This is a genomic window from Phyllobacterium sp. MT110 (genome assembly GCF_058792715.1).
The window spans coordinates 1,339,856-1,363,211 of sequence record NZ_JBXAFE010000001.1 but is presented as its reverse complement, the minus strand read 5'-3'; the positions used below and the strand labels follow the sequence as shown (position 1 = coordinate 1,363,211).

Annotated in this window: 21 protein-coding genes; 18 read left to right on the top strand and 3 right to left on the bottom strand. The window is 59.0% G+C overall.

The window, feature by feature from the left end:
- Positions 1 to 27 precede the first annotated feature (27 nt).
- The 4 genes from AC1Q5O_RS07090 (at position 28) to AC1Q5O_RS07075 (ending at position 5,885) form a co-directional block, all read left to right on the top strand.
- Positions 28 to 2,814, top strand: a complete 2,787-nt coding sequence (locus AC1Q5O_RS07090) for a valine--tRNA ligase (protein ID WP_223613151.1) — start codon at positions 28 to 30, stop codon at positions 2,812 to 2,814.
- Between the two features lie 397 nt (positions 2,815 to 3,211).
- Positions 3,212 to 4,480 (top strand): OmpP1/FadL family transporter, encoded by a 1,269-nt coding sequence (locus AC1Q5O_RS07085; RefSeq protein ID WP_464660693.1) that lies wholly within the window; start codon positions 3,212 to 3,214, stop codon positions 4,478 to 4,480.
- A gap of 234 nt (positions 4,481 to 4,714) precedes the next feature.
- Positions 4,715 to 5,104: a hypothetical protein gene (locus AC1Q5O_RS07080; protein WP_492562222.1), complete on the top strand. Its 390-nt coding sequence runs from the start codon at positions 4,715 to 4,717 to the stop codon at positions 5,102 to 5,104.
- A complete protein-coding gene (locus AC1Q5O_RS07075) occupies positions 5,091 to 5,885 on the top strand; it encodes a tetratricopeptide repeat protein (RefSeq protein ID WP_105732580.1) in 795 nt (264 codons plus the stop codon). The genes AC1Q5O_RS07080 and AC1Q5O_RS07075 overlap by 14 nt, the downstream gene beginning before the upstream one ends.
- Positions 5,886 to 5,933: 48 nt before the next feature.
- On the opposite strand, the gene xth is transcribed toward AC1Q5O_RS07075, so the two are convergent.
- The gene (gene xth, locus AC1Q5O_RS07070) at positions 5,934 to 6,713 is read right to left on the bottom strand and encodes an exodeoxyribonuclease III (protein ID WP_403175380.1); all 780 of its coding nucleotides are present in this window, start codon (positions 6,711 to 6,713) and stop codon (positions 5,934 to 5,936) included.
- A 51-nt stretch (positions 6,714 to 6,764) separates the two neighbouring features.
- The gene (erpA, locus tag AC1Q5O_RS07065) at positions 6,765 to 7,100 is read right to left on the bottom strand and encodes an iron-sulfur cluster insertion protein ErpA (protein WP_162800193.1); all 336 of its coding nucleotides are present in this window, start codon (positions 7,098 to 7,100) and stop codon (positions 6,765 to 6,767) included.
- 159 nt (positions 7,101 to 7,259) lie between these two features.
- Here erpA and AC1Q5O_RS07060 point away from each other — a divergent pair, with 159 nt between their 5' ends.
- The 13 genes from AC1Q5O_RS07060 (at position 7,260) to AC1Q5O_RS07000 (ending at position 21,914) form a co-directional block, all read left to right on the top strand.
- The gene (locus AC1Q5O_RS07060) at positions 7,260 to 8,468 is read left to right on the top strand and encodes a deoxyguanosinetriphosphate triphosphohydrolase (RefSeq protein WP_492562221.1); all 1,209 of its coding nucleotides are present in this window, start codon (positions 7,260 to 7,262) and stop codon (positions 8,466 to 8,468) included.
- 63 nt (positions 8,469 to 8,531) lie between these two features.
- A complete protein-coding gene (gene argS, locus AC1Q5O_RS07055; protein WP_288194484.1) occupies positions 8,532 to 10,289 on the top strand; it encodes an arginine--tRNA ligase in 1,758 nt (585 codons plus the stop codon).
- A 168-nt stretch (positions 10,290 to 10,457) separates the two neighbouring features.
- On the top strand, positions 10,458 to 12,995 hold the full coding sequence (locus AC1Q5O_RS07050; RefSeq protein ID WP_492562220.1) for an SPOR domain-containing protein: 2,538 nt from the start codon (positions 10,458 to 10,460) through the stop codon (positions 12,993 to 12,995).
- Positions 12,996 to 13,070: 75 nt separating this feature from the next.
- Complete coding sequence (gene nagZ / locus AC1Q5O_RS07045) at positions 13,071 to 14,090, top strand: beta-N-acetylhexosaminidase (RefSeq protein ID WP_492562219.1); 1,020 nt, start codon at positions 13,071 to 13,073, stop codon at positions 14,088 to 14,090.
- A 58-nt stretch (positions 14,091 to 14,148) separates the two neighbouring features.
- Positions 14,149 to 14,979: a segregation and condensation protein A gene (locus AC1Q5O_RS07040; protein ID WP_223613491.1), complete on the top strand. Its 831-nt coding sequence runs from the start codon at positions 14,149 to 14,151 to the stop codon at positions 14,977 to 14,979.
- Positions 14,972 to 15,703: an SMC-Scp complex subunit ScpB gene (gene scpB / locus AC1Q5O_RS07035; RefSeq protein ID WP_464660679.1), complete on the top strand. Its 732-nt coding sequence runs from the start codon at positions 14,972 to 14,974 to the stop codon at positions 15,701 to 15,703. The genes AC1Q5O_RS07040 and scpB overlap by 8 nt, the downstream gene beginning before the upstream one ends.
- Positions 15,704 to 15,893: 190 nt before the next feature.
- Positions 15,894 to 16,115 (top strand): twin-arginine translocase TatA/TatE family subunit, encoded by a 222-nt coding sequence (locus tag AC1Q5O_RS07030; RefSeq protein ID WP_223613161.1) that lies wholly within the window; start codon positions 15,894 to 15,896, stop codon positions 16,113 to 16,115.
- A 64-nt stretch (positions 16,116 to 16,179) separates the two neighbouring features.
- On the top strand, positions 16,180 to 16,830 hold the full coding sequence (gene tatB, locus AC1Q5O_RS07025; RefSeq protein ID WP_492562218.1) for a Sec-independent protein translocase protein TatB: 651 nt from the start codon (positions 16,180 to 16,182) through the stop codon (positions 16,828 to 16,830).
- Entirely contained in the window at positions 16,827 to 17,657 is an 831-nt protein-coding gene (gene tatC / locus AC1Q5O_RS07020; RefSeq protein WP_403175326.1) for a twin-arginine translocase subunit TatC, read from the top strand. Before tatB ends, tatC begins: the two co-directional genes overlap by 4 nt.
- Before the next feature lie 69 nt (positions 17,658 to 17,726).
- A complete protein-coding gene (gene serS / locus AC1Q5O_RS07015; protein WP_492562217.1) occupies positions 17,727 to 19,010 on the top strand; it encodes a serine--tRNA ligase in 1,284 nt (427 codons plus the stop codon).
- A gap of 9 nt (positions 19,011 to 19,019) precedes the next feature.
- Positions 19,020 to 19,778, top strand: coding sequence for a 5'/3'-nucleotidase SurE (gene surE, locus AC1Q5O_RS07010; protein ID WP_223613164.1), 759 nt, complete (start codon positions 19,020 to 19,022; stop codon positions 19,776 to 19,778).
- Positions 19,775 to 20,428, top strand: a complete 654-nt coding sequence (locus AC1Q5O_RS07005) for a protein-L-isoaspartate(D-aspartate) O-methyltransferase (protein ID WP_223613165.1) — start codon at positions 19,775 to 19,777, stop codon at positions 20,426 to 20,428. The genes surE and AC1Q5O_RS07005 overlap by 4 nt, the downstream gene beginning before the upstream one ends.
- A gap of 145 nt (positions 20,429 to 20,573) precedes the next feature.
- Positions 20,574 to 21,914: a peptidoglycan DD-metalloendopeptidase family protein gene (locus AC1Q5O_RS07000; protein WP_492562216.1), complete on the top strand. Its 1,341-nt coding sequence runs from the start codon at positions 20,574 to 20,576 to the stop codon at positions 21,912 to 21,914.
- Positions 21,915 to 21,970: 56 nt separating this feature from the next.
- Here the strand turns inward: AC1Q5O_RS07000 and AC1Q5O_RS06995 are convergent, their stop codons facing one another.
- Positions 21,971 to 22,834 carry an ATP-binding protein gene (locus AC1Q5O_RS06995; protein WP_492562215.1) on the bottom strand — a complete coding sequence of 288 codons (864 nt, stop codon included), beginning with the start codon at positions 22,832 to 22,834 and terminating at the stop codon, positions 21,971 to 21,973.
- Between the two features lie 163 nt (positions 22,835 to 22,997).
- Here AC1Q5O_RS06995 and yajC point away from each other — a divergent pair, with 163 nt between their 5' ends.
- Positions 22,998 to 23,336, top strand: a complete 339-nt coding sequence (yajC, locus tag AC1Q5O_RS06990; RefSeq protein ID WP_346307354.1) for a preprotein translocase subunit YajC — start codon at positions 22,998 to 23,000, stop codon at positions 23,334 to 23,336.
- Positions 23,337 to 23,356: the final 20 nt, after the last annotated feature.

Sequence of the window (23,356 nt, the reverse complement as noted above, 5' to 3'; positions counted from 1 at the left end):
TTTCCGCAAAAATGACGGACTATTCGCATGCTTGAGAAGACCTATGATGCCGCGGCCATAGAGCCGAAGATCGCAGAACGCTGGGATGACGCTGGCGCATTCAAGGCCGGAGCCGGTTCGAAGCCCGGCGCGGATCCCTTCGCCATCGTCATTCCGCCGCCGAACGTGACCGGCTCGCTGCACATGGGCCATGCGCTGAACAACACGATTCAGGACATTCTCGTGCGCTTCGAGCGCATGCGCGGCAAGAACGTGCTGTGGCAGCCGGGCATGGACCACGCGGGCATTGCGACGCAGATGGTCGTCGAGCGCCAGCTGATGGAGCGCCAGCAGCCGGGCCGCCGCGCCATGGGCCGCGAGAAGTTCGTGGAGCGGGTGTGGGAATGGAAATCCGAGTCCGGCGGCATCATTGCCGGCCAGTTGAAGCGTCTGGGCGCGTCCTGCGACTGGTCGCGCGAACGCTTCACCATGGACGAGGGGCTGTCGAAGGCGGTTCTGGAAGTTTTCGTGACGCTCTACAAGCAGGGGCTGATCTACAAGGACAAGCGGCTGGTCAATTGGGACCCGAAGCTGCTGACCGCAATTTCGGACATTGAAGTCGAGCAGCGCGAAATCAAGGGCCATCTCTGGCATTTCCGCTATCCGCTCGAGAACGTGGCTTTCGATCCGGAAAACCCGCATACCTATATCGTTGTTGCGACCACCCGGCCGGAAACCATGCTGGGCGATACGGGCGTTGCCGTTAATCCGGCCGACGAGCGCTATCATGCCGTCCTCGACAACAATGTCCTGCTGCCGCTGGTTGGCCGCCTGATACCCATCGTTGCCGATGACTACGCTGATCCGGAAGCCGGGTCCGGCGCGGTCAAGATCACACCCGCGCATGACTTTAACGATGCGGAAGTCGGCAAGCGCAACGATCTGCGGCAGATCAATATTCTCAATACCGATGCTTCGATCTTCTTGAAGGATAACAACGACTTCCTCGAAGGACTGGAGAAATCGAGTCATCTCGATCAGCTGATTCATGCGCTCGATGGCAAGGATCGCTTTGCTGCGCGCAAGCTGATTGTCGCGATGATGGAAGAGGGCGGCTATCTCGAAAAGATAGAAGATCACACGCATATGGTCCCGCATGGCGACCGCGGTGACGTGCCGATCGAGCCTTATCTCACCGACCAGTGGTATGTGAACGCGGCGGAACTCGCCAAACCAGCCATTGCCAGCGTGCGCGAGGGCCGCACCAATTTTGTGCCGAAGAACTGGGAAAAGACCTATTTCGAGTGGATGGAAAATATCCAGCCCTGGACGATTTCCCGCCAGCTCTGGTGGGGACACCAGATTCCGGCGTGGTATGGCCCGGATGGCCAGGTCTTCGTTGAAAAGACTGAGGAAGAAGCGCTCAGCGCCGCGATTCAGCATTATCTGGCGCATGAGGGGCCGATGAAGGCCCACGTGCAGAACCTGCTCGAAGACCTGAAGCCCGGCGATATTCTCACGCGCGACGAAGACGTGCTCGACACCTGGTTCTCGTCGGCGCTGTGGCCGTTCTCGACGCTGGGCTGGCCGGACAAGACGCCGGAGCTTGCCACCTATTATCAGACCGATGTTCTGGTCACCGGTTTTGACATCATCTTCTTCTGGGTCGCCCGCATGATGATGATGGGCCTGCATTTCATGAATGAGGAGCCGTTCCACACCGTCTATGTCCACGCGCTGGTGCGCGACAAGAACGGCGCCAAGATGTCGAAGTCGAAAGGCAACGTCATCGATCCCTTGGATCTGATCGACGAATATGGCGCCGATGCCCTGCGGTTCACGCTTGCCATCATGGCGGCACAGGGCCGCGATGTGAAGCTCGATCCGAGCCGCATCGCCGGATATCGCAATTTCGGGACAAAACTCTGGAATTCGACGCGTTTCGCCGAGATGAACGGCGTTGCGCGCAATCCGGCTTTCCGGCCGCAGGACGCAAAGCTCACGGTCAACCGCTGGATATTGACGGAGCTGACCAATGCGGTGCGCGACGTCACGGACGGCATCACGAGCTATCGCTTCAATGAAGCCGCCGGTGCGGCGTACCGGTTCGTCTGGAACCAGTTCTGCGACTGGTACATTGAATTGCTGAAGCCGGTGTTCAATGGCGAGGATGCGGAAGCCAAGGCGGAAGCACAGGCCTGCGCCGCCTATGTCCTCGATGAAATCTACAAGCTGCTGCATCCGTTCATGCCTTTCATGACGGAAGAGCTCTGGGCGCATACGGCCGGCGAGGGACAGATGCGCGATACCCTGCTCTGCCATGCAGGCTGGCCGGAGCCGGATTTCCTCGATGGGGAAGCCGCCGCGGATATCAACTGGCTGATCGATTTGGTGACGGGCATCCGTTCGGTCCGGGCGGAAATGAATGTTCCTGCCTCTGCCACGGCACCGCTGGTGGTCGTGGGGGCGCGTGACGTGACCAAGGAGCGATTGGTGCGCCATGAAGCTTCGATCAAATGGCGCGCGCGTGTCGAAACGATCGAGCTCGCCGATGAAGCCCCCAAGGGCTCGGCGCAGTTTGTTATCGGCGAGGCGACGGCATGCCTGCCGCTTGGCAGCCTGATCGACGTGAAGGCGGAAGTTGCCCGCCTTGGCAAGGAAGCCGGGAAGATCAACGAGGAAATCGACAAGATCGGCAAGAAGCTTGGCAATGAAAAATTTGTTGCCAATGCAAAGCCGGAAATTGTCGAGGCGGAGCGCGAGCGGCTGGTCGAGCTGCAGGCATCCATCGAAAAGATTACAACGGCTATACGCCGCGTCAGCGAAGCCGGCTGATCAAACTAATCATTTTGGGCTAATTGATTCTCAATTTGATTGAATTATTCTGTGCTCCCCTTGAATGAGGGGGGAGCACACCCCATTTTCGACAGTCATTCGCCCCAATTCGGTCATTTTTGACGGCCGTTGCATTTGAGCAACATTGCCGTTTTTTCGCTGAAAATCAGCTGTTTCCGGCCTCAGGCAAGGGTCTGCCGCTGAAAAAATCAGGGAAACCCTGACGAAAAATCACGAAATTTCGATGTTTTGAAAATTCGGGCTTCGACCCTGTTCACACGCCTTCTCGCAAACAAGTTGCACGATTCGCCCGCTTTGTTACCTATTACGTATTGGTAACAATTTTGCTGGACTTTGATCGCGGGTTCAGAGGTTTTCAGGTCTCGGGGAGGACTTAATGACTAAGACTATTTCCACAATCATCGGCAGCGCGCTTCTTTTGACAAGTGTTGCTACTGCTGCACAGGCGGGGGGCCTTGAACGCGGCGGTTACAACTGGGACCTTCTTTTCAGCGAAGAGCGTTTTGTGACCGAAGGTGGCGTGATCTACGTTATGCCTGATCGCAAGATCAAGAATGCCAAGGACACCAATCCTCTCGATGGAAATGAGAACTTCAAGAAGTCCTCGACGAGCGAGACACCTGATTATTCCGTCTACAAATTTGGCGCGAAGGTCGGCATCACGCCTGATCTGGACTGCCTGGGTTCCTACAGCCAGCCTTGGGGTGTTCACACCAAGCCCGGTTCCAATTGGGCCGGCGACAACTCGAACATTGAAACCAAGATTTCATCGGATGACTGGGGCCTGACCTGCTCCTACAAGTTCCATGTTACGGACAAGGGCTCGCTGCGTTTCATCGGTGGCGTTTCCTATCAGGAACTCGAAGGCTTCAAGACACGCATGGTCAACGGCTTTGTTCCGTTGCTGACACACGGTGCGCTCGATGGCACCGGCAGGCTGAACCTGAGCGCGGATGGCGTCGGCTGGCGCGTTGGTGCCGCTTATGAAATCCCTGAAATCGCGTTCCGTGCCAGCCTTATGTACAATGCGGCTGTTGACCTCGGCGAAATCGGCGGCACGCTCGATCTGACCCAGCTGCCTAAAACGCCTGCGAACCCGCTTTCCGGCCGGATCACGGACGTTTATGGCACTGCCGAAATGCCACAGTCCGTCGAATTCAAGCTTCAGACCGGTATTGCACCGAACTGGCTGGCCTATGGCTCGGTCAAGTGGGTCGACTGGAGCGTTCTCGACGTTATCGCCTTCTGCCCGACAGCAACCAAGGGCAAGGTTGCCTGCGGACCATCGTCTCCGGCCCGCGCAACGTCGCTCGACCTGATGTTCCAGGACGGCTGGACGGTTACGGGCGGTGTTGGCCACAAGTTCAACGATCAGTGGAGCGGTCAGCTGCAGGTCAGCTGGGACAAGGGCACGACGACCGGCCTGACCACGCAGACAGATACCTACCTCCTGTCCGGTGGTCTCGCATACTCGCCGAACAAGAACGTTGAGCTTCGTCTGGGCGGCGCCATCGGCATCCTCAAGTCCGGGTCCTACGGCCCGACCAAGTGCACGGGTAACGTCGCCTGCGGTGCCGATGCCACCTATGACTTCGGCAACGATCTCGTCACCGCCGTATCGCTTTCCGGCAAGATGAAATTCTGATCCGACCAGGACCGAACAGAAAAGCCCGGTATTTGTACCGGGCTTTTTCAGTATTTGGACGTTGGTTTATTGTGCACTGCAATGCCGGCAATCCGAAAGTAAGAGTTTCTCCATTACGTTTTGTGACGATTCAGCAACACTTCTGAGCGATGATTTGCAAGGCGGAGGCAAGGGGCAATTTTGCCCATTTTGCGCCACAAACCCGGAGCACCTCGATAGGGCGGCGACCGATAAGTGGTTGAAGAAATGTCGTGCAATGGTGCCGATGTTCCGCCCGGGGCAATGATGGACGCAAAACCGATCTTACTGGCTTACACCAACAGCCTTTATGCGATGTCGGAACTGACGCGCTGCCCCGATGATTCCATTTTTGCAGGCACATCCCATTCCCTGATATCTGGCCGTACTATTGCCGGAAAGCGGTCAAACGATCGCTGGAATGATGCGTCACATTCATCGTCAAGAACATCCGCAGCGCAAATGATACGCGCTCAAAAAGGGGTGGCAGGCGGCGTATTCGCCGGTGTCGCCGTCAATCGTGTCCTGACAGGGGGTGCCGGGCGCAGCAAGGCTGCGACGCATCCGGTCCGGGCAAAGGAAGTGTATTGCCATGCTCATTGTTGATCGCTTCGCCGCTCCGTTTTTCGGGATCGGGCTTGCTTTGAGTGTCATGACGTTGCCGTGCCATGCGTTCGACACCAGCAATGAGATGAATGAGGATTCCAGCCCTTTCGCTCTCTTCAAGTTCGGATTTTCCGCCTACAAGAAGGGCGACAAGGATGAAGCCGTCAAGGCGTTGAGATTTGCCGCGGAAAAGGGCCATCAGGGCGCCAACTGGAAGCTCGGCCGCATGTATGCGGATGGCGACGGCGTCAAGGAAGACGACTACGAAGCCTACAAGATGTTCGAGCAGGTCGTGCATGAGGGCGCCGAACAGGGCACGCAGAACGAGAGTTATGTTGCCGATGCGCTCGTGGCCCTTGCCGGTTATGTGAAGCGCGGCATCCCGAACTCACCGATCAAGTCCAATCCGAGCGCCGCCCGCGATCTCTATCTGCAGGCCGCCTCGAATTTCGGCGACTCCGACGCACAGTTCGAACTCGGCAAGATGCTGATGAAGGGTGAGGGCGGCCAGCCGAATCCCAATCAGGCGGCCCGATGGTTCCGCCTTTCGGCCCAGAAGGGCCATGCCGGTGCACAGGCCATGCTGGGCAACCTGCTGTTCCAGGCCGGAAAGACCGTGCGCGGGCTGGCCATGATGACAGCCGCATTCGAGCGGGCATCCAAACAGGATCGCGTCTGGATCGGCGATATTCAGGAACAGGCGTTTTCCATTGCCAACGAGGCCGACCGCCGGACGGCCATCGTGCTTGCCGAAGACATCATCAAAACCGGCGATTTCTGATCGGGAAGAGTCAGCCTGAGCTGACCCGATAGGACCTTCAGCCGCAAATCATGCCAAGGCGATTGCCACAGGCACGTGATCCGACGGCTTTTCCCAGGCGCGGACATGTTTTTCGATGCTGGCGGAGGTGAGACGGTTGGCGGCCTCCGGCGACAGCATCAGGTAGTCGATGCGGATGCCATTGTTCTTCTGCCAGGCTCCGGCCTGATAATCCCAGAATGTATATGTCCCAGCCTCATCCGTGACGGCACGGGTCGCATCGGTGAAGCCGAGGTTTTCCAGCCGGCGCAATGCCTGGCGCGATTCCGGCTGGAACAGCGCGTCATTCAGCCATGCTTCGGGGTGTTTGGCGTCCTTCGGCTGGGCAATGACATTGTAGTCGCCCGCCAGGACAAGCGGTTCCTCCAGGGCAAGCCGGTCTTCCGCCCAGCGTTCCAGACGCTCCATCCAGCGCAGCTTGTAGGGGAATTTTTCCGTATCGATGGGATTGCCGTTGGGCAGATACAGCGAAACAACGCGAATGGCGCCGGTTTCCGTCGAAAATACCGCTTCGATGAAGCGCGACTGCTCATCGGTATCCTCGCCGGGCAGGCCGCGGATTACTTCGTCCGGGCTCTTCTTCGACAGGATGGCAACGCCGTTGAAGCCCTTCTGGCCGTGGGTTTCGACGTGATAGCCGAGTGCTTCGATTTCACCTCGCGGAAACTGCTCGTCGACGGACTTGATTTCCTGCAGGCAGACGATGTCCGGATTGGATTCCCGCAGCCACGCTGTCAGAACTTCGATCCGCGCTTTCACACCATTGATGTTCCAGGTGACAATTTTCATGGGAAACAACGACTTTGCTGAGTTTTGATTGCGCGAAATCTGAAACGCCGGTCAGACGGAAAAACTGGTTCCGCAGCCGCAGGACGAGGTGGCGTTGGGATTGCGGATCTGGAAAGACTGTCCCATCAGGTCATCGACAAAGTCGATTTCGGAGCCGCCGATATAGGGCAGGGATATCGAATCGATCAGCACCTTTGCGCCGAGTTTCTCAATGACGATGTCATCGGCGTCCTGCGCATCGACCAGATCATATTTGTAGGAAAAGCCCGAGCAGCCGCCGCCTTCGACGGAAATGCGCAGGGCGGTCTTCTCGGGATCGGACTTCAGAATTGCCGAAATGCGCTTGGCAGCAGCATCGGATACGGAAACATTCATTGCATCGCTCATTTCTTCACGCTCCAAATGCGAACCAGTTCGCAGCGCTCCGGCTTAAGTTGACATTGCCATGTCACACCTTGCCATTCATCATACACCATAGCTAAGAATTGGCGACCGCGAAGTCAACGACCGGCGCGGCCGCAAAGTGGGAAGGCATTCAATTCAATCATGTCGATGCAGGGAATTGGCTTCGGATACAGGGAGAGGGCGCCCTATGCCTGCGATCCGCAACGCAGTCGCGGCCGCCTCGTACCGGAAAACGAGAGTCCGACACGCACGGTTTTCCAGCGTGATCGCGACCGTATCATCCATTCCACCGCCTTTCGGCGCCTGAAGCACAAGACACAGGTGTTCATCGCCCATGAGGGGGACCACTACCGCACCCGGCTGACCCACACGATCGAAGTGGCGCAGATTGCCCGGGCATTGGCTCGGTCGATGCGGCTCGATGAAGATCTGGCCGAGGCGATTGCCCTTGTGCATGACTTCGGTCACACGCCGTTCGGCCATACGGGCGAAGATGCGCTCAACGAAAAAATGAAGGCGTTTGGCGGGTTCGATCACAATGCCCAGTCATTGCGTATCGTGACCAGCCTTGAACGGCGCTATGCGGAGTTCGACGGGCTGAACCTGACCTGGGAGACGCTTGAAGGGCTGGTGAAGCACAACGGTCCGCTGACGGGAGCGGATGGCCAGGGACTGAAGCACCCCGTGCCGGCCGCCATTGTCGAGTATAACAGCCAATATGACCTCGAACTCAGCCGTTATGCCTCGCTGGAGGCACAGTGCGCGGCAATTGCCGATGATATCGCCTACAACGCGCATGATATAGACGATGGCCTGCGTTCAGGGCTGCTGTCGCTGGAGGCATTGGAGGAGGTTCCGCTGACGGGCGACATCCTGCGCGCAGTGCGGCAGAAATATCCTGTCCTCGACGACGTCCGTACATCGCACGAAATCGTGCGGCGGCAGATCACCATCATGGTCGAAGACGTTATCCGCACGGCCCAAACCAACATCGAAGCGCTGCAACCGCAATGCGTGGACGATATTCACAATGCCGGACGCATGCTGATCGGGTTTTCCGCTGCCATGCGTGACAAGGAAAAACTGCTGAAATCATTCCTTTACAAGAATCTCTATTTCCACGAGAGCGTCATCCGCATCAGGAAGTCCGCCGATCAGATCGTGCGCGATTTGTTCGATGCCTATATGGCCGACGAGCAGACCATGCCGGAAGGCTGGCGCGAGGGGCCGAAACACGACGGTTTGGCGCCGCGCGCACGGCTTGTTGCGGATTTTCTGGCGGGCATGACCGACACTTATGCTGTGCGCGAGCATCGCCGCTTGTTTGACCATACGCCCGAATTGGCTTAAGCGAAGGGCCAATCGCGGTCACACGACCGCACCAACGTGAAAAACCCGATCGAGTATAACGTCATGAACATCTTCGCCGATTTCGATGCGCGGATTAAAAAAGCCCTGCAAGCGCTTGAATTGAAAACCATTGATGGCGCCGATGTGGATCTGTCCCGCGTTGGCGTTGAGCCGCCGCGCGATCCGAGCCACGGTGATATCGCAACGAATGCCGCGATGGTTCTGTCGAAAGCCGTTGGCCAAAACCCGCGCGAACTGGCGATCCGGATCGGCGACGCGCTGAAAAATGACCCGGATGTCGGCTCTGTTGACGTTGCCGGACCGGGTTTTATCAACCTGCGCTTGAAGGATACGTACTGGCACGGGCAACTGGCCGGCATGCTGGGCGCCGGTCTCGACTATGGCCGGTCGAAGCTGGGCTATGGTCACAGGGTCAATGTCGAGTTCGTTTCAGCCAATCCGACCGGGCCGATGCATGTGGGGCATTGCCGGGGCGCCGTTGTCGGCGATGCGCTGGCCAATCTCCTGTCCTTTGCCGGTTATGACGTGACCAAGGAATATTACATCAACGATGCGGGCGCGCAGATCGATGTGCTCGCCAATTCGGTGATGCTGCGTTACCGCGAAGCACTGGGTGAGCATATCGGCGAGATTCCGGCTGGCCTTTATCCCGGCGACTATCTTGTTCCGGTCGGGCAGGCGCTTGCCGCCGATTACGGCACGAAACTTCTGGCAATGCCGGAAGAAGAAGCGACCGCGATCATCAAGGACCGGACCATCGATGCCATGATGGTGATGATCCGCGACGATCTTGCCTCGCTTAACGTGCATCACGATGTGTTTTTCTCCGAGCGGACGCTGCATGCGGACAATGCCAAGCAGATCAGGTCGGCGATCAACGACCTGACGCTGAAGGGACACGTGTACAAGGGCAAGCTGCCGCCGCCCAAGGGCCAGCTGCCAGAAGACTGGGAAGATCGCGAGCAGACCCTGTTCCGTTCGACCGATGTGGGTGATGATATCGACCGGCCACTGGTGAAGTCCGACGGACAGTTCACCTATTTTGCCGCCGACGTTGCCTATTTCAAGGACAAGTACGACCGGCACTTCGATGAGATGATCTATGTGCTCGGGGCCGATCATGGCGGATACGTCAAGCGGCTTGAATCGCTGGCACGCGCTGTTTCCGGCGGTACGGCCAAGCTGACGGTTCTCATCTGCCAGCTCGTCAAGCTCTATCGCAATGGCGAGCCGGTGCGCATGTCGAAACGCTCGGGCGAGTTCGTTACCCTGCGCGATGTCGTGGAAGAAGTCGGGCGCGATCCCGTCCGGTTCATGATGCTGTACCGGAAGAATGACGCGCCGCTGGATTTCGACTTCGCCAAGGTCACCGAACATTCCAAGGACAATCCGGTCTTCTACGTCCAGTATGCCTCCGCCCGGTGCCATTCCGTGTTCCGGCAGGCGATCGAACAGCTTGGGCTGGGTGAAGAATCACTGGCGGCCAGTGCCCAGCACTTCGGTTTGCTGACGGACGAAAGCGAAATTGCGCTCATCCGCAAGCTCGCCGAATATCCGCGTTTGATTGAAACGGCGGCCGTCCATCAGGAGCCGCACCGCCTTGCTTTCTACCTCTACGACCTGGCAAGTTCGCTGCACGCGCAGTGGAATAAGGGGACCGAAAACGCGGACTTACGTTTTATTAAGGTTAACGATCCAAACTTGTCCCAAGCCAGGCTAGGGCTGGTGCAGGTTGTTTCTAAGGTTTTGGCGTCCGGATTGTCTATCATTGGTGCGGACGCCCCAACCGAAATGCGCTGAAAGGCGCGGAAATCCTGTCAACTTTTGCCCACATTGCGCTGGTATGGCCAATGCGTGACGTCTTTTGACGTCCATAGTTGAGAGTACAGGATTAACGCCATGGCGGACAACTATCTTCAGCGTTCTCACCGGCAGGATGATTCGCGATTCGGTAATGACGACCCTCTGATGGAGCTTTCCCGTATCATGGGAACGCCTGCCGAAGAGGAACACACGGCAACCGGATCGGGCGAGGATTTTGCTATGGATCTGGAGCGCGAGCTCATGGGCGATTTTGAGGAGCATCCTCAGCGTGCCGCCCCGGCGGCAGCCCCGGAGCCAGTGCACAGTCATGCTGAGCCGGATCGGTTTGCTCACTTCGATATTCAGGATGCGGTGGAACGGGAACTGATGTCGAATGCGGATTATGCGCATGCCGCAGTCGAGCCCGTCGCGATCTATGAGGAACCTGACTACGCCGATTACGAGCCGGACGCCGTTTATGCCGACGGTGAAACGGGCGAGGGGCGCGATGGGCACGAGCCTGTCAGCTTTGTACCCGAACAGGCGCAGCCGGAACGCGCTGTCGTTGCGGCGCCGTCCTTAAGCCTTGAAGATGAACTTGAGACGCTTCTTGCCGGTGCGGCGAAGCCTGTGGTTCAGCGCTCGGCAAACGCTTCCTGGGGGTATGGTTCGCAAGCGCCGGTCATCGGTCGTACGGAAACTGCTCCCATTATCAGCCGCGCAACCTCTTATGCGCCGTCCGTCACCCAGCCGGTTGCCGAGGCGAAGCCGGCCTATGCGCCGGAACCTGCCGCCTATCAGGCTGCGCCTGTTCTGGCATCGGCTGCCTACGCGCCAGTTCCGGTGCACGAAGAAGCCGCAGCGGCCCAAGGCGATCCGCTGGAGGATTTCGACACGGAAGAACTGATGGCCGCCTTCGACGATTTCGAAGTGCCGCTGGATGTGGAAGACGAAGCTGTTCCGGCGCACGCGCTGGACGCAGAGCTGCCCCGTTACCAGAGCCCCGTGCATTCCTATGCGGCCGTTCGCGAGCCGGAGCTTGCTCCAGTTGCGCCGTTGGCTGCTGCAGAAACCCACCATCTGCCGGAGCCGCAGGATTTGAGCGGCTATGCGGATGAGCTGGATCGCGCGGCCTCGTCAATCTCCTCTGCGCCCGATGTTCACACCGTGGCGGTCACCGAGAACCGGGTCGAGTACACGGAGTCGCTCGATCTGCCTGAAGTGCACTACGAAGACGATGTTCCGCAGTACAATGGCTTGGGCGAGCTTGAAACCGAATTTGCAGAAGTCTTCGGCTCGATCGAGGCGGATGATACCCGTGCGGCCTATACGGCGCCGCAGGAGGAGCCACAGCAGCCGGCGCCGGCCGCCAAGGATGAATATGCCGATATTTTTGCCGATGTCTTCGGCAATGAGGCTGAGCAGGGACATTATACCCCGGCAAACTATGCGGCTGCCGGAGCCGGTGTCGCCGCAGCGGCAGCTGTCGGAGTGGCTGCTGCCAGCGCGCATCAGTCCCGCCCGGTTGCCAGCAGCTACAGCAACGGTCCTGAAGACGACATGGATTTTGGCTACGATCCAAAACGCGACGATGTCGGCATGGCGGCGACCACCTATGCCCAGCCGATGAGCCGCAAACGCAGCTTCGTTGTGCCGGGGGCCGTAGCGGCAGCCGTTCTTCTCGCGGTGTCCGGTGCCGTTGCCTATAAATGGACCAGCGGATCGGGTGGCGCGCCTGTGGTGATTATGGCCGACAAAGCCCCGATCAAGGTTCAGCCGGAAAGCACGGCGAACACGACAGCGCCCGTCCAGGACAAGATCGTTTATGAAAAGGGTGCGACGGCGGATACATCGCCGCCAAAACAGCAGCAGCTTGTCACGACCCAGGAAAAACCGGTCGATCTGACCGCCGATACGGATGAGGATATTGCCGGAACCAAGGCAGAGGAGAGGGTCGATCCCGCCGCTGCGAACATGGCTTCGAGCGAGGAGCAGGCCCAGCCGAATGGCGCCATCGCACCGCGCAAGGTTCAGACTATGGTCGTGAAGCCCGATGGTACCATGGTAGCCGCCATTCCGCAGGCTGCCGATCCCGTCGCTTCGGGTCCTGCCGCCGCGCCCATGGCGCGTCCGGCTCCGGCGGCCCCGGCACCGGTCAATGCGATGCCCGACGGCAACGATCAGATCGGCTCGCTTGCGGCGGCCAGCAATCCTGCAACGCCAAAACCGGCGGTTGAGCCCCTGGTTGCCAAGCCGCAGGCTCCGGCAACCGGCAAGCTGCCGGCCAAGGCGGTCGAGACGAAGAAGATCACGGCAGAGACGGTTGCCTCCGTTGCGCCGAAGAATGTCCCGATTGTCGACTCCCGTCCGGCCGACCAGCCCTTGAACGTTGTTGATCGCGTCGCGCCGCAAAAGCCGGCCGGTCAGCCGCAGCCGCAGGTTGCTTCTGCCGTGGCACCGGGCACCTATCTGATCCAGGTTGCTTCGCAGCCGACGGCGGAAGGCGCGCAGAAGACCTATGCTTCGCTCGCCCAGCGCTATCCCGGCGTGATCGCCGGTCGTGGTGTCGATATCAAGCAGGCCGAGATTGCCGGCAAGGGTACATTCTACCGTGTTCGTATCCCGGCCGGTACAAAGGACGCTGCCGTCAATCTGTGCACCAAGTTCAAGTCGGCGGGCGGCAGCTGCTTCGTGACGCAGTAAGCCCGCCACATAACCAGACAAAGGCGGCCAATGGCCGCCTTTTCCTTTTTTGCATCACCGCAGTAGACTTTACCCATGAGCGAATCAAAAGCATGGATTGCCGGCACGTCCGGTCTGAAACTGACCCCCGACGAAATCGCGTTCTTCCGCGATGAACGCCCGTGGGGTTTTATCTTGTTTGCCCGCAATGTCAGCGAAGCGGCACAGGTCGAGGATCTGACCGCGCATCTGCGTGATCTGGTGCGGCGTGACGAAGCCCCGGTGCTGATCGATCAGGAAGGCGGGCGGGTGCAGCGTCTGCGGCCGCCGCTGGCGCCCAATTATCCCGCCGGATCGGCGCTGGGTGCCCTCTTCAAGCAGGACGAGGAGGCGGGATTGCGCGCGGCCTGGCTGCTTTCGCGCCTTCACGCGTTCGATCTCATGAAACTTGGCGTCAATGTCGATTGTCTTCCGGTTCTCGATGTTCCGGTTGAGGGCGCCAACGAGGTCATCGGCAGCCGCGCCTATGGCAAGCATCCGGAAATCGTCACGGCGATGGGCAGGGCTGCGGCCGAAGGCCTTCTGGCGGGCGGCATGCTGCCTGTGATGAAGCACATTCCCGGCCATGGCCGCGCATTTGCCGACACCCATCACGAATTGCCGACCGTGACAACGCCGCTCGACGAATTGGCGGAACACGACTTTGCCCCGTTCCGGGCTCTGGCGCATCTGCCCATGGCGATGAGCGCCCATGTCATCTTCTCGGCCATCGACCCGAAGCATCCGGCGACGACATCCGGCAAGGTTGTGGAAGAGATCATTCGCGGCCATATCGGCTTTGACGGGCTGCTGATGAGCGATGACGTGTCGATGAACGCACTTTCTGGGGATTATTTTGACCGGACCAAAGCAATCTTTGCGGCGGGCCTCGATATCGTGCTTCACTGTCACGGCATTATGGAACAGATGACGGCGGTTGCTTCCTGCACACCTGAACTGAGCGGCAAGGCGCTGGAGCGGGCACAGCGGGCGATCCAATATGCGAGAAAGCCGGATGCTTCGGTTGAAGCGGAAATCCGGGAAGAATTCCAGCGTTTCTTCGAAGCGGTGGCATAGAAGCGAGAGAGAGTTGACGGCGACGGAACAGAAAACCAATGGCAAGACCGCGGCACCCATGGAGGCGCTGTGGGAAAGTGCATCCGATCGTGGTGTCAGCGAGCCATCGCTTCTGATCGACATCAAGGGTTTTGAAGGCCCGCTCGATCTGCTGCTGCATCTGGCGCGCAACCAGCGGGTCGATCTGGCTCGCATTTCCGTGCTTGCCCTTGTCGAGCAGTATCTGATCTTCATTCGCCAGGCCCAAGCGCTGCGGCTGGAGCTTGCCGCCGACTATCTGGTCATGGCGGCCTGGCTGACCTACCTCAAGTCCAAGCTGCTGATCCCGAAGACCCCCGGCGACGAGGGCGAGAGCGGCGAGGAGCTGGCGGCGACGCTGCAATTCCGCCTGAAGCGGCTGGAAGCCATGCGCGATGCGGCCACGAAGCTGGTCAACCGCAATCGCCTTGGCCGCGATGTCTTTGCCCGCGGCATGCCCGAAGCCGTCATTGTCGATCAGACCAACATCTATTCGGCAACGCTGTACGAACTCCTGACCGCCTATGCCTCGCAACGGCAGAAGCAGGCGATTTCCCATGTGCAGATCGCCCGCCGCAGCGTCTGGTCACTGAAGGAAGCGCGTACCATTCTCATGCGCCTTGTCGGCGAGATGAAAGACTGGACCGCACTGGATCAATACCTCCTCGACTTCATCGCGTCGCCCAGCGAGCGCGCCACCGTGCTTGCCAGCTCCTTTGCCGCCAGCCTTGAAATGGTGCGGGAAGGGCATATGGAAATCCAGCAGACGGGTGCGTTCAAGCCGATTTTCCTGCGGGATCGTCCGCCAAGGCCGGCCGAAAAGACGGATCAGCCGCCGCTGACAACGATGAGGGACGTGGTCAATGGCTGAAACCGGTCCCCTGCATATCCAGCCTGACAACGATGAAAGCGACAACCGCGAGGCGGACTGGAAATCAACGATCTCCGTAGCCGATGCGTTGCGCATGGCCGAGGCCATCCTGTTTGCCTCAGCCGAGCCGGTAACGGTGAGGGCGCTGGAAGAGCGTCTTCCCTCCGGGATCGACGTTCCGGCGCTGCTTGGCGAGTTGCAGTCGGTGTATTCCAAGCGCGGCATCAATCTCCTGCAGGTTGGCGGCGCATGGGCCTTCCGCACCGCAGCCGATCTTGCCTTCCTGATGAACCGCGAGGCAGTGCAGCAGAAGAAGCTTTCGCGCGCCGCACTCGAAGTGCTCGCCGTGATTGCCTATCACCAGCCGGTGACGCGGGCGGAGCTTGAAGATATTCGTGGCGTGGAGACGTCAAAGGGCACGCTGGATGTGCTGATGGAGACGGGCTGGATCAAGTTCCGCGGGCGCCGGCGCACGCCGGGGCGGCCGATCACCTATGGCACGACATCCTCGTTCCTCGATCATTTCGGCCTGCAGGAAGTGCGCGATCTGCCGGGGATCGACGAATTGCGCGGTGCCGGACTGTTGTCCGCGCGCATGCCCGCCAATTTCGCCATTCCCATCCCGGTCAATGATCCCGATGAATTGACCGAAGACGAAGATCCGTTGACCGATATCGATCTGGAAGAACTTGGACTTCTGACGCCGCGTGTCGAACACGATTGAATTTTTATTTGCCATATTTGTGCGCAATGGTGGCGCAGACGATGCCGGTTCGGAAAATTCGTGCTGAAGATTTCAATTCGCACTTGCGCCGAACTTACATGAATGTGAAACAACAATATGCACTTGTGTTTGAAAAGCACGGGGAAAAGGCATAGATGAGCTCAAACTGTTGAGCGAATGCGAGGGTAAAATGGGTAGTTTTTCAATCTGGCACTGGCTGATCGTATTGGCGATCGTGCTTCTGGTTTTTGGTCGCGGCAAGATTCCCGAACTGATGGGCGACGTTGCCAAGGGTATCAAGAACTTCAAGAGCGGCATGGCCGATGATGATGCGGCTGACAATTCCAAGACGATCGATAATCAGCCGAACCAGCCGGTAAATTCCGTCAAGGAAAAGACAACGAAGTCCTGAGCGGCTTGATTTAGTTTTTTCCTGCGCGGGGCTTTGCTGTCTCGCTGCGGCCGGAGCATGATGAATGTTTGATGTTGGTTGGTCGGAAATCCTGGTGATCGTGATCGTTGTGATCGTGGTGGTCGGGCCAAAAGATTTGCCGAAAATGCTGCGCGCCTTTGGCAAGGCGACGGCCAAATTTCGCGCGACTGCAGGTGAATTCCGGCGTCAATTCGATGAAGCCCTCAAAGAGGCCGAGCTCGATGACGTGCGCGATATCATCAACGATGCCAAGAGCCTCGATCCGCGCAACGATATCCGCAAGGTTTTCGATCCCGTCCGCACGATTGGCGAGGAAATCCGCTCAAGCCTGAAGGATGGCGGTACGGCCGGCAAAGACAACATTGCCGTACCCGATCCCTCCGCTCCCGGCGCGACGCAGCTGCAGCCGCAGACGATGGAGCCCGTCGCTCCGCTGATGACGGCCGCAGCGCCAAAGAAAACCCGCCGGGCCAGCAAGCCCAAGGCTGCGGCTGAAACACCGGCTTCCGCCGCTGTATCCGGGAAGGCGGCACCAGCCAAGGCAGCGGCCAAGGCCGCTGTGCCCGCCAAGGTTGCAGCCAAGCCATCTGCCGCCAAAACACCGGCAGAAGCGCCTGCACAGACTGCACCAGCAAAAAGAACGGCCAAGCCGCGTGCCAAGGCCAAAGCTGGCGATACGGGGACAAAATCTTGAGCAAGACCGACGACGACATTGATAAGAGCTCGGCCCCGCTGATCGAACACCTCATCGAATTGCGCCGCCGGCTGATCTGGGCATTGGTGGCGTTTTTCGTGGCTTTCCTGGTTTGCTTCCATTTTGGCCGGCAGTTGTTCAACGTTCTGGTCATCCCGTATCAGTGGGCCGTGTCCTGGGCCGGCTTTGATCCGGCAAAGGCGCAATTGATCTATACGGCGCCACAGGAGTTTTTCTTCACGCAGGTCAAGATCGCCATGTTCGGCGGCATTGTTCTGGCCTTTCCCGTCATTGCCTCGCAGATTTACAAGTTTGTCGCGCCGGGTCTGTACAAGAATGAACGGATGGCATTTCTGCCGTTCCTGATCGCGTCGCCGGTGCTGTTCCTGATGGGCGGCGCACTGGTGTTCTTCTTTTTCACCCCCATGGTAATGTGGTTCTTCCTTGCCATGCAGCAGACCGGCGGCGCTGGCGAAGTGCAGATTTCGCTTCTGCCCAAGGTTTCGGAATATCTGAGCCTGATCATGACGCTGATTTTCGCGTTTGGCCTGGTGTTTCAGTTGCCGGTGGTGACGTCGTTGCTCGCCCGGGTTGGGCTTGTCAGCTATGAAGGCCTGCGCTCGAAGCGCAAATATGCCATCGTCATTGCCTTTATCGTCGCGGCGGTGATCACACCGCCGGACCCCCTCAGCCAAATCGGTCTTGCACTCCCGACGATCCTTCTCTACGAGGTTTCCATCTGGATGGCGCGTCTGATCGAGAAAAAGCGTGAGGCAGCTGAAGCCGAAGCACAATCAGGGTCCAGCGATAGCGATATCTCGTCCTGACGCAGCTCCAGCTTTCGCCGGACAATCACGTCCTCAATCCAACGAACACTTCAAGACGGCTTTATTACCATGCTCGACATCAAATGGATCCGCGAGAATCCTCAGGCGCTTGACGCAGCTTTGGCGAAACGGAGCGTCGAGCCGCAGTCGTCCCGCCTGATCGAGCTGGACGAGAAGCGTCGTCAGCATATCGCCAAGCTGCAGGACGCGCAGGAACGCCGCAATGCCGCCTCCAAGGAGATCGGCAAGGCCATGGGCGCCAAGGACCAGGCCACGGCCGACCGTCTGAAGGCCGAAGTCGCCGAAATCAAGGTCTTCCTGCAGAGTGCTGAAGAAGAAGAGCGCCAGCTTGACCGTGCGTTGAACGATGCGCTGGCCGTGCTTCCCAATCTTCCCCTCGACAGTGTCCCGGTCGGCAAGGACGAGGGCGGCAACGTCGAGACGCGCCGCGTCGGTCATCTCAAGAACTTCTCCTTTGAACCCAGGGAGCATTTCGAGATCGGCGAAAACCTCGGCTACATGGATTTCGAGCGTGCAGCAAAGCTGTCCGGCAGCCGGTTTACCGTCCTGAAGAGCCAGCTGGCGCGGCTGGAGCGTGCACTCGGTCAGTTCATGATCGATCTGCACACGACCGAGCATGGCTATACCGAGGTCAATCCGCCGCTTCTGGTCAATGCGGACGTGCTTTATGGCACCGGCCAGCTGCCGAAGTTCGAAGAGGATCTCTTCAAGACAACCGATGGCCGCTATCTCATTCCAACGGCCGAAGTGCCGCTGACCAACCTCGTGCGCGAAGAAATCCTCGACATTCGCGATCTGCCGATCCGGATGACGGCGCTGACAGCCTGTTTCCGCTCCGAGGCCGGTTCGGCCGGCCGCGACACGCGCGGCATGCTGCGCCAGCATCAGTTCATGAAGGTCGAGCTGGTGTCGGTCACCGATGCCGAGAGCTCTATTGCCGAGCACGAGCGCATGACCGCCTGCGCCGAGGAAGTGCTGAAGCGCCTCGACCTGTCGTTCCGCACGATGACGCTGTGCACGGGCGACATGGGCTTTGGCGCGCAGAAGACCTACGATCTGGAAGTCTGGCTTCCCGGCCAGAAGGCCTATCGCGAAATCTCCAGCTGCTCCGTCTGCGGCGATTTCCAGGCACGCCGCATGAATGCGCGCTACCGGCCGGAAGGGGAGAAATCGACGCGTTTCGCCCATACGCTCAACGGTTCCGGTACCGCAGTCGGGCGTGCCCTGATTGCTGTTGTCGAAAATTATCAGAATGAGGACGGCAGTGTCACAGTTCCTGAAGCACTTGTGCCTTACATGGGTGGACTGAAACGAATCGAAAAAGCTGCATAGGAGAGGGCGATGCGCATTCTGCTGACCAACGATGATGGTATTCATGCGGAAGGTCTGGCTGTTCTGGAACGTATCGCCCGCCAGCTTTCCGACGATGTCTGGGTGATCGCGCCCGAAACCGACCAAAGCGGTCTGGCCCATTCGCTGACGCTGTCGACGCCGCTGCGCCTGCGCGAGATCGATGACCGGCACTACGCCGTTCGCGGTACGCCGACGGACTGCGTGATCATGGGCGTCAAGCATCTGATGCCTGAGCCGCCGGACCTGATCCTGTCGGGTGTCAATTCCGGCTCGAATACCGCCGATGATGTCACCTATTCCGGCACCGTTGCCGCGGCCATCGAGGGCACGCTCCTTGGCATCAACTCCATTGCCCTGTCGCAGGAATACAATCTCGATGGCGGGACACGCGTCCTGCCGTGGGACATCGTCGAACAGCGCGCACCGGCTCTCCTGAAGAAGCTTCTGGCTGTCACGCTGGCCAAGGGCGTGCTTCTCAATGTGAATTTCCCGAGCTGCAGCGGCGGGGAACTGGCCGGTGTCCGCGTCACGGCGCAGGGCAAGCTTTCCCATGGATTGACCATTGAAGAGCGGCAGGATGGACGCGGCCTGCCATATTACTGGCTGCGCTACGGCCGCGGCAAGGATGAGCCGGCGGAAAACAGCGATGTTGCCGCCATCCGCAAAAACTACATCTCCGTGACGCCGCTTCAACTCGATCTGACAGCGCACGAGATGCGCCAGACCTTGGAGGATGCGTTCGCATGAAGCCTGCGCTTTCAGAACGGGAGGGCTTTGCCGCCTTCGTCCTGCGGATGCGGTCTTTGGGAATGACGGACCAGCGGCTCATGACGGCTTTTGAGGCGACGTCCCGCATGGCCTTTGTTTCCGGCAATCTGGGAACGCTGGCCTATGGCGACCGGATGCTGCCGATCGAATGCGGTGAGTTCATGGAAGGGCTCGACCTGCAGGCGCGCCTGATCAAGGCCCTCGATCTTGAGCCGGCGCACCGCGTTCTGGAAATCGGCACGGGCACCGGCTTTACCGCTGCCATCATGGCCCGGCTGGCCGGCCGGGTCCTGTCCATCGAGCGCTATCGTACTCTGGTTGAACTCGCGCAGCAGCGCCACCAGACATTGAAGATCGAAAATATCTTCATCAAACATGCCGATGGCAAGCTTGGCCTGACCCATGACGGGCCGTTTGACCGCATTGTCGTCTGGGCGGCTTTTGAAAGCATGCCCCGCCAGTTCGTCGAGCTTCTGTCGTCCAATGGCGTCATGATTGCGCCGATTGGTCCGGTTGACGGCAAGCAGGTGGTGTCACGCCTGTCGAAGATCGGGAGCCGTTTCGAGCGTGAGGATATGATGCCCGCGCGCTTTTTACCGCTGCTTGACGGTGTTGCCACAGCCCTTTGACACGGACGTTCTGCCGCAGGGCAGGCGCAACCCTTTACGGGTTTGGTGAATCTTTTACAAATTTTCTGCTCGTTTTAACGGTCGGGTAACATTAACGCGGTTTAATAGCCCCATATTCTTGTATTGAGTACGGGCGGGATAAGCGATGCGTTTGAGTGTACTAGACAAAGCGTCACGGCGGCTGGCACTGAATGCCAGCATTCTCATGATTGCCGGTTTGGCTGCAGGCTGCAGCTCCGGAGTATCGCGCTTTACCAGTGCTGACTTCAGCTCCGGCTATAGCGACAACCAGCGTGCAATCATTCAACCGCAGAATGCGGGTGCAAGGGGTTACACGCCTCCAGTCGATGCAAGCTATACGGCGTCGGTCAACCGCAATGCGGTTCCAGCCGCGGGCGGTGTCCAGCGCGGTGCCTTGCCGCCGGTTGGTGCGGTCAGCGCCTCGACACTGCCGCCGGTCTCCTCGCAGCCGGCACGTCAGCTCGCCAACACCGCGCCCGTCCGCCAGCAGGTGGCATCGGTCCAGCCCATGGGCAATGTGCAGGCTCCGCCGCTTGCCGCGCCAGCCGGAACGCTGAAGACACCGGATGGCCGCGAAGCGCGCATGCCGACCAAGCCGGCGACACCGGGACAGGCATCCGCCAACACGGCAGCCATTCTTCCGCAGGCCCCGCAGGTCAAGGACCGGAACGGCGCGGCAACGACGACGGCAAACAATACGACGCCACCCAGCCATCCCGGTTCCTACACGGTTCAGGGCGGCGACACGCTGCATGCCATTGCCCGCAAGACGGGCACCAATGTCGAGGCCATCAAGCAGGCCAACAACATGAAAGAGGGCACCGTTCGGGTCGGCCAGTCGCTGGTCATTCCGGCATCGAGTTCCTCGCTGGCGCAGAATGTCGCCAACAACATGAAGTCGAAGGGTTCCGTCGATCAGGTGAAGACCGCCGCGACGCCGCCAGTCGAACAGCCAAAGGTTGTTGCAAGCACGGCACCGACTGCAGCGATTGCTGCGCCGCAGGCTGACGGTCAGACAAAGCCTTACACGCCGCCGCAGGCGAGTGAAAAGGTGATCAACGATGCGGAGAAGGATGTTGCATCGGCACCGTCCGCCACCGGTGCATCGCAGATGCGCTGGCCGGTTCGCGGCCGCGTTGTCGCCAATTACGGCAAGGGCAATGACGGTATCGACATTTCGGTTCCCGAGGGCACGCCGATCAAGGCCGCTGAAAACGGCGTGGTCATCTACTCCGGCGATGGCCTGAAGGAGTTCGGCAACACCGTTCTCGTGCGGCACGACAATGGTCTGGTCACGGTTTACGGCAATGCGAGCAAGCTGAACGTGCAGCGCGGCCAGAAGGTGAAGCGCGGCGAGGAACTTGGCCGGTCGGGCATGACAGGCAATGCGACATCGCCAAAGCTGCACTTCGAAGTGCGCAAGAACTCGACCCCGGTCGATCCGTCGAAATATCTCGAATCCTGATCAGCTCAGGTTTGAATCAGAAGGCCCGCGCAGCGATGCGCGGGCCTTTTCGTTTCTCAGAGCTTCTTGCCGAGCCGTCCGGCCAGGTCCTGCGTGAACTGCCACGCGACGCGGCCCGAGCGCGAACCGCGCGTGGTCGACCATTCCAGCGCTTCCGCATGCAGCTGTTCCTTCTGCATCGGCAGATCGAAATGCGCGGCATAGCCGTCGATCATCGAGAGATAATCGTCCTGGCTGCATTTGTGGAAACCCAGCCACAGGCCGAAACGATCCGACAGGGACACTTTTTCCTCAACGGCTTCGGATGGATTGATGGCCGTCGAGCGCTCATTCTCGATCATGTCGCGCGGCAACAGATGCCGGCGGTTCGAGGTGGCGTAGAAGATGACGTTGTCGGGGCGGCCTTCGACGCCGCCTTCCAGCGCCGCCTTCAAGGACTTGTAGGACGTATCGTCATGGTCGAAGGAGAGATCGTCACAGAACAGGATGAAGCGATATTTCGTGTCCTTGATGGCCGCCATCAGGGAGGGGAGGCTGTCGATGTCCTCGCGATGGATCTCAACCAGCTTGAGCGTACCGGTGTCGTCAGCCGCGGCAATGTTGACGGAGGCATGGACGGCCTTCACCAGGGATGACTTGCCCATGCCGCGCGCACCCCACAGAAGCACGTTGTTGGCCTGCAATCCGTCGGCAAAGCGCTTGGTGTTGTCGAAGAGAATATCGCGGACGCGATCGACCCCGCGGATGAGTGAAATATCGACCCGGTTGACCTTCTTGACGGGGTCGAAGGCAAGCTTGTCCGGGTTCCAGACAAAGCAATCCGCCGCGTCGAGATCAACGGGTTGCGGTTTTGGCGGTGCCATGCGCTCCAGCACTGCAATCAGACGGTCAAGTTTATCTGTCAGCAATTCCTCGGACATTCTTATCAAGCCTTTGTTTTTTCTGCGTTCAAGCCACTATCATGTTGATGGGAAATCGAAAAGCGCGCTACGGGATTTTGCACGGTTGCTTTTCCCATTCCAAACATTGTATTGCGCAGGCTCTATAAACTTTCAAACACGTATTACTCTGGAGATTGTCTCTATGTTCGTAACTCCCGCATATGCACAGACAACAGGTATCGGTGGTGCGCCGGAAATGCTGATGAGCATCCTGCCATTCATCCTGATTTTCGTGATCATGTACTTCCTGATCATCCGTCCGCAGCGCACGCAGATGAAGAAGCGCGAAGAGCAGCTCAAGAACATCCGTCGCGGTGATACGATCATCACCGGTGGTTTCGTTGCCAAGGTGACGAAGGTGTTCGAAGACAGCGGTGAACTCGAGGTCGAAATCGGCGAGGGCGTCAAGGCCCGCGTCATCCGCGCATTGGTGTCCGACGTGCGCATCAAAGGTGAACCGGTTGCCGATAACAAGAAATAAGTCATAGTGACAGGGCGGCA

Coding starts and splice junctions, on each gene's coding strand:
- AC1Q5O_RS07090 (WP_223613151.1), top strand. CDS start 28: ATGCTTGAGAAGACCTATGATGCCGCGGCCATAGAGCCGAAGATCGCA.
- AC1Q5O_RS07085 (WP_464660693.1), top strand. CDS start 3,212: ATGACTAAGACTATTTCCACAATCATCGGCAGCGCGCTTCTTTTGACA.
- AC1Q5O_RS07075 (WP_105732580.1), top strand. CDS start 5,091: ATGCTCATTGTTGATCGCTTCGCCGCTCCGTTTTTCGGGATCGGGCTT.
- xth (WP_403175380.1), bottom strand. CDS start 6,713: ATGAAAATTGTCACCTGGAACATCAATGGTGTGAAAGCGCGGATCGAA.
- erpA (WP_162800193.1), bottom strand. CDS start 7,100: ATGAGCGATGCAATGAATGTTTCCGTATCCGATGCTGCTGCCAAGCGC.
- AC1Q5O_RS07060 (WP_492562221.1), top strand. CDS start 7,260: ATGTCGATGCAGGGAATTGGCTTCGGATACAGGGAGAGGGCGCCCTAT.
- argS (WP_288194484.1), top strand. CDS start 8,532: ATGAACATCTTCGCCGATTTCGATGCGCGGATTAAAAAAGCCCTGCAA.
- AC1Q5O_RS07050 (WP_492562220.1), top strand. CDS start 10,458: ATGGAGCTTTCCCGTATCATGGGAACGCCTGCCGAAGAGGAACACACG.
- nagZ (WP_492562219.1), top strand. CDS start 13,071: ATGAGCGAATCAAAAGCATGGATTGCCGGCACGTCCGGTCTGAAACTG.
- AC1Q5O_RS07040 (WP_223613491.1), top strand. CDS start 14,149: ATGGAGGCGCTGTGGGAAAGTGCATCCGATCGTGGTGTCAGCGAGCCA.
- scpB (WP_464660679.1), top strand. CDS start 14,972: ATGGCTGAAACCGGTCCCCTGCATATCCAGCCTGACAACGATGAAAGC.
- AC1Q5O_RS07030 (WP_223613161.1), top strand. CDS start 15,894: ATGGGTAGTTTTTCAATCTGGCACTGGCTGATCGTATTGGCGATCGTG.
- tatB (WP_492562218.1), top strand. CDS start 16,180: ATGTTTGATGTTGGTTGGTCGGAAATCCTGGTGATCGTGATCGTTGTG.
- serS (WP_492562217.1), top strand. CDS start 17,727: ATGCTCGACATCAAATGGATCCGCGAGAATCCTCAGGCGCTTGACGCA.
- surE (WP_223613164.1), top strand. CDS start 19,020: ATGCGCATTCTGCTGACCAACGATGATGGTATTCATGCGGAAGGTCTG.
- AC1Q5O_RS07005 (WP_223613165.1), top strand. CDS start 19,775: ATGAAGCCTGCGCTTTCAGAACGGGAGGGCTTTGCCGCCTTCGTCCTG.
- AC1Q5O_RS07000 (WP_492562216.1), top strand. CDS start 20,574: ATGCGTTTGAGTGTACTAGACAAAGCGTCACGGCGGCTGGCACTGAAT.
- AC1Q5O_RS06995 (WP_492562215.1), bottom strand. CDS start 22,834: ATGTCCGAGGAATTGCTGACAGATAAACTTGACCGTCTGATTGCAGTG.
- yajC (WP_346307354.1), top strand. CDS start 22,998: ATGTTCGTAACTCCCGCATATGCACAGACAACAGGTATCGGTGGTGCG.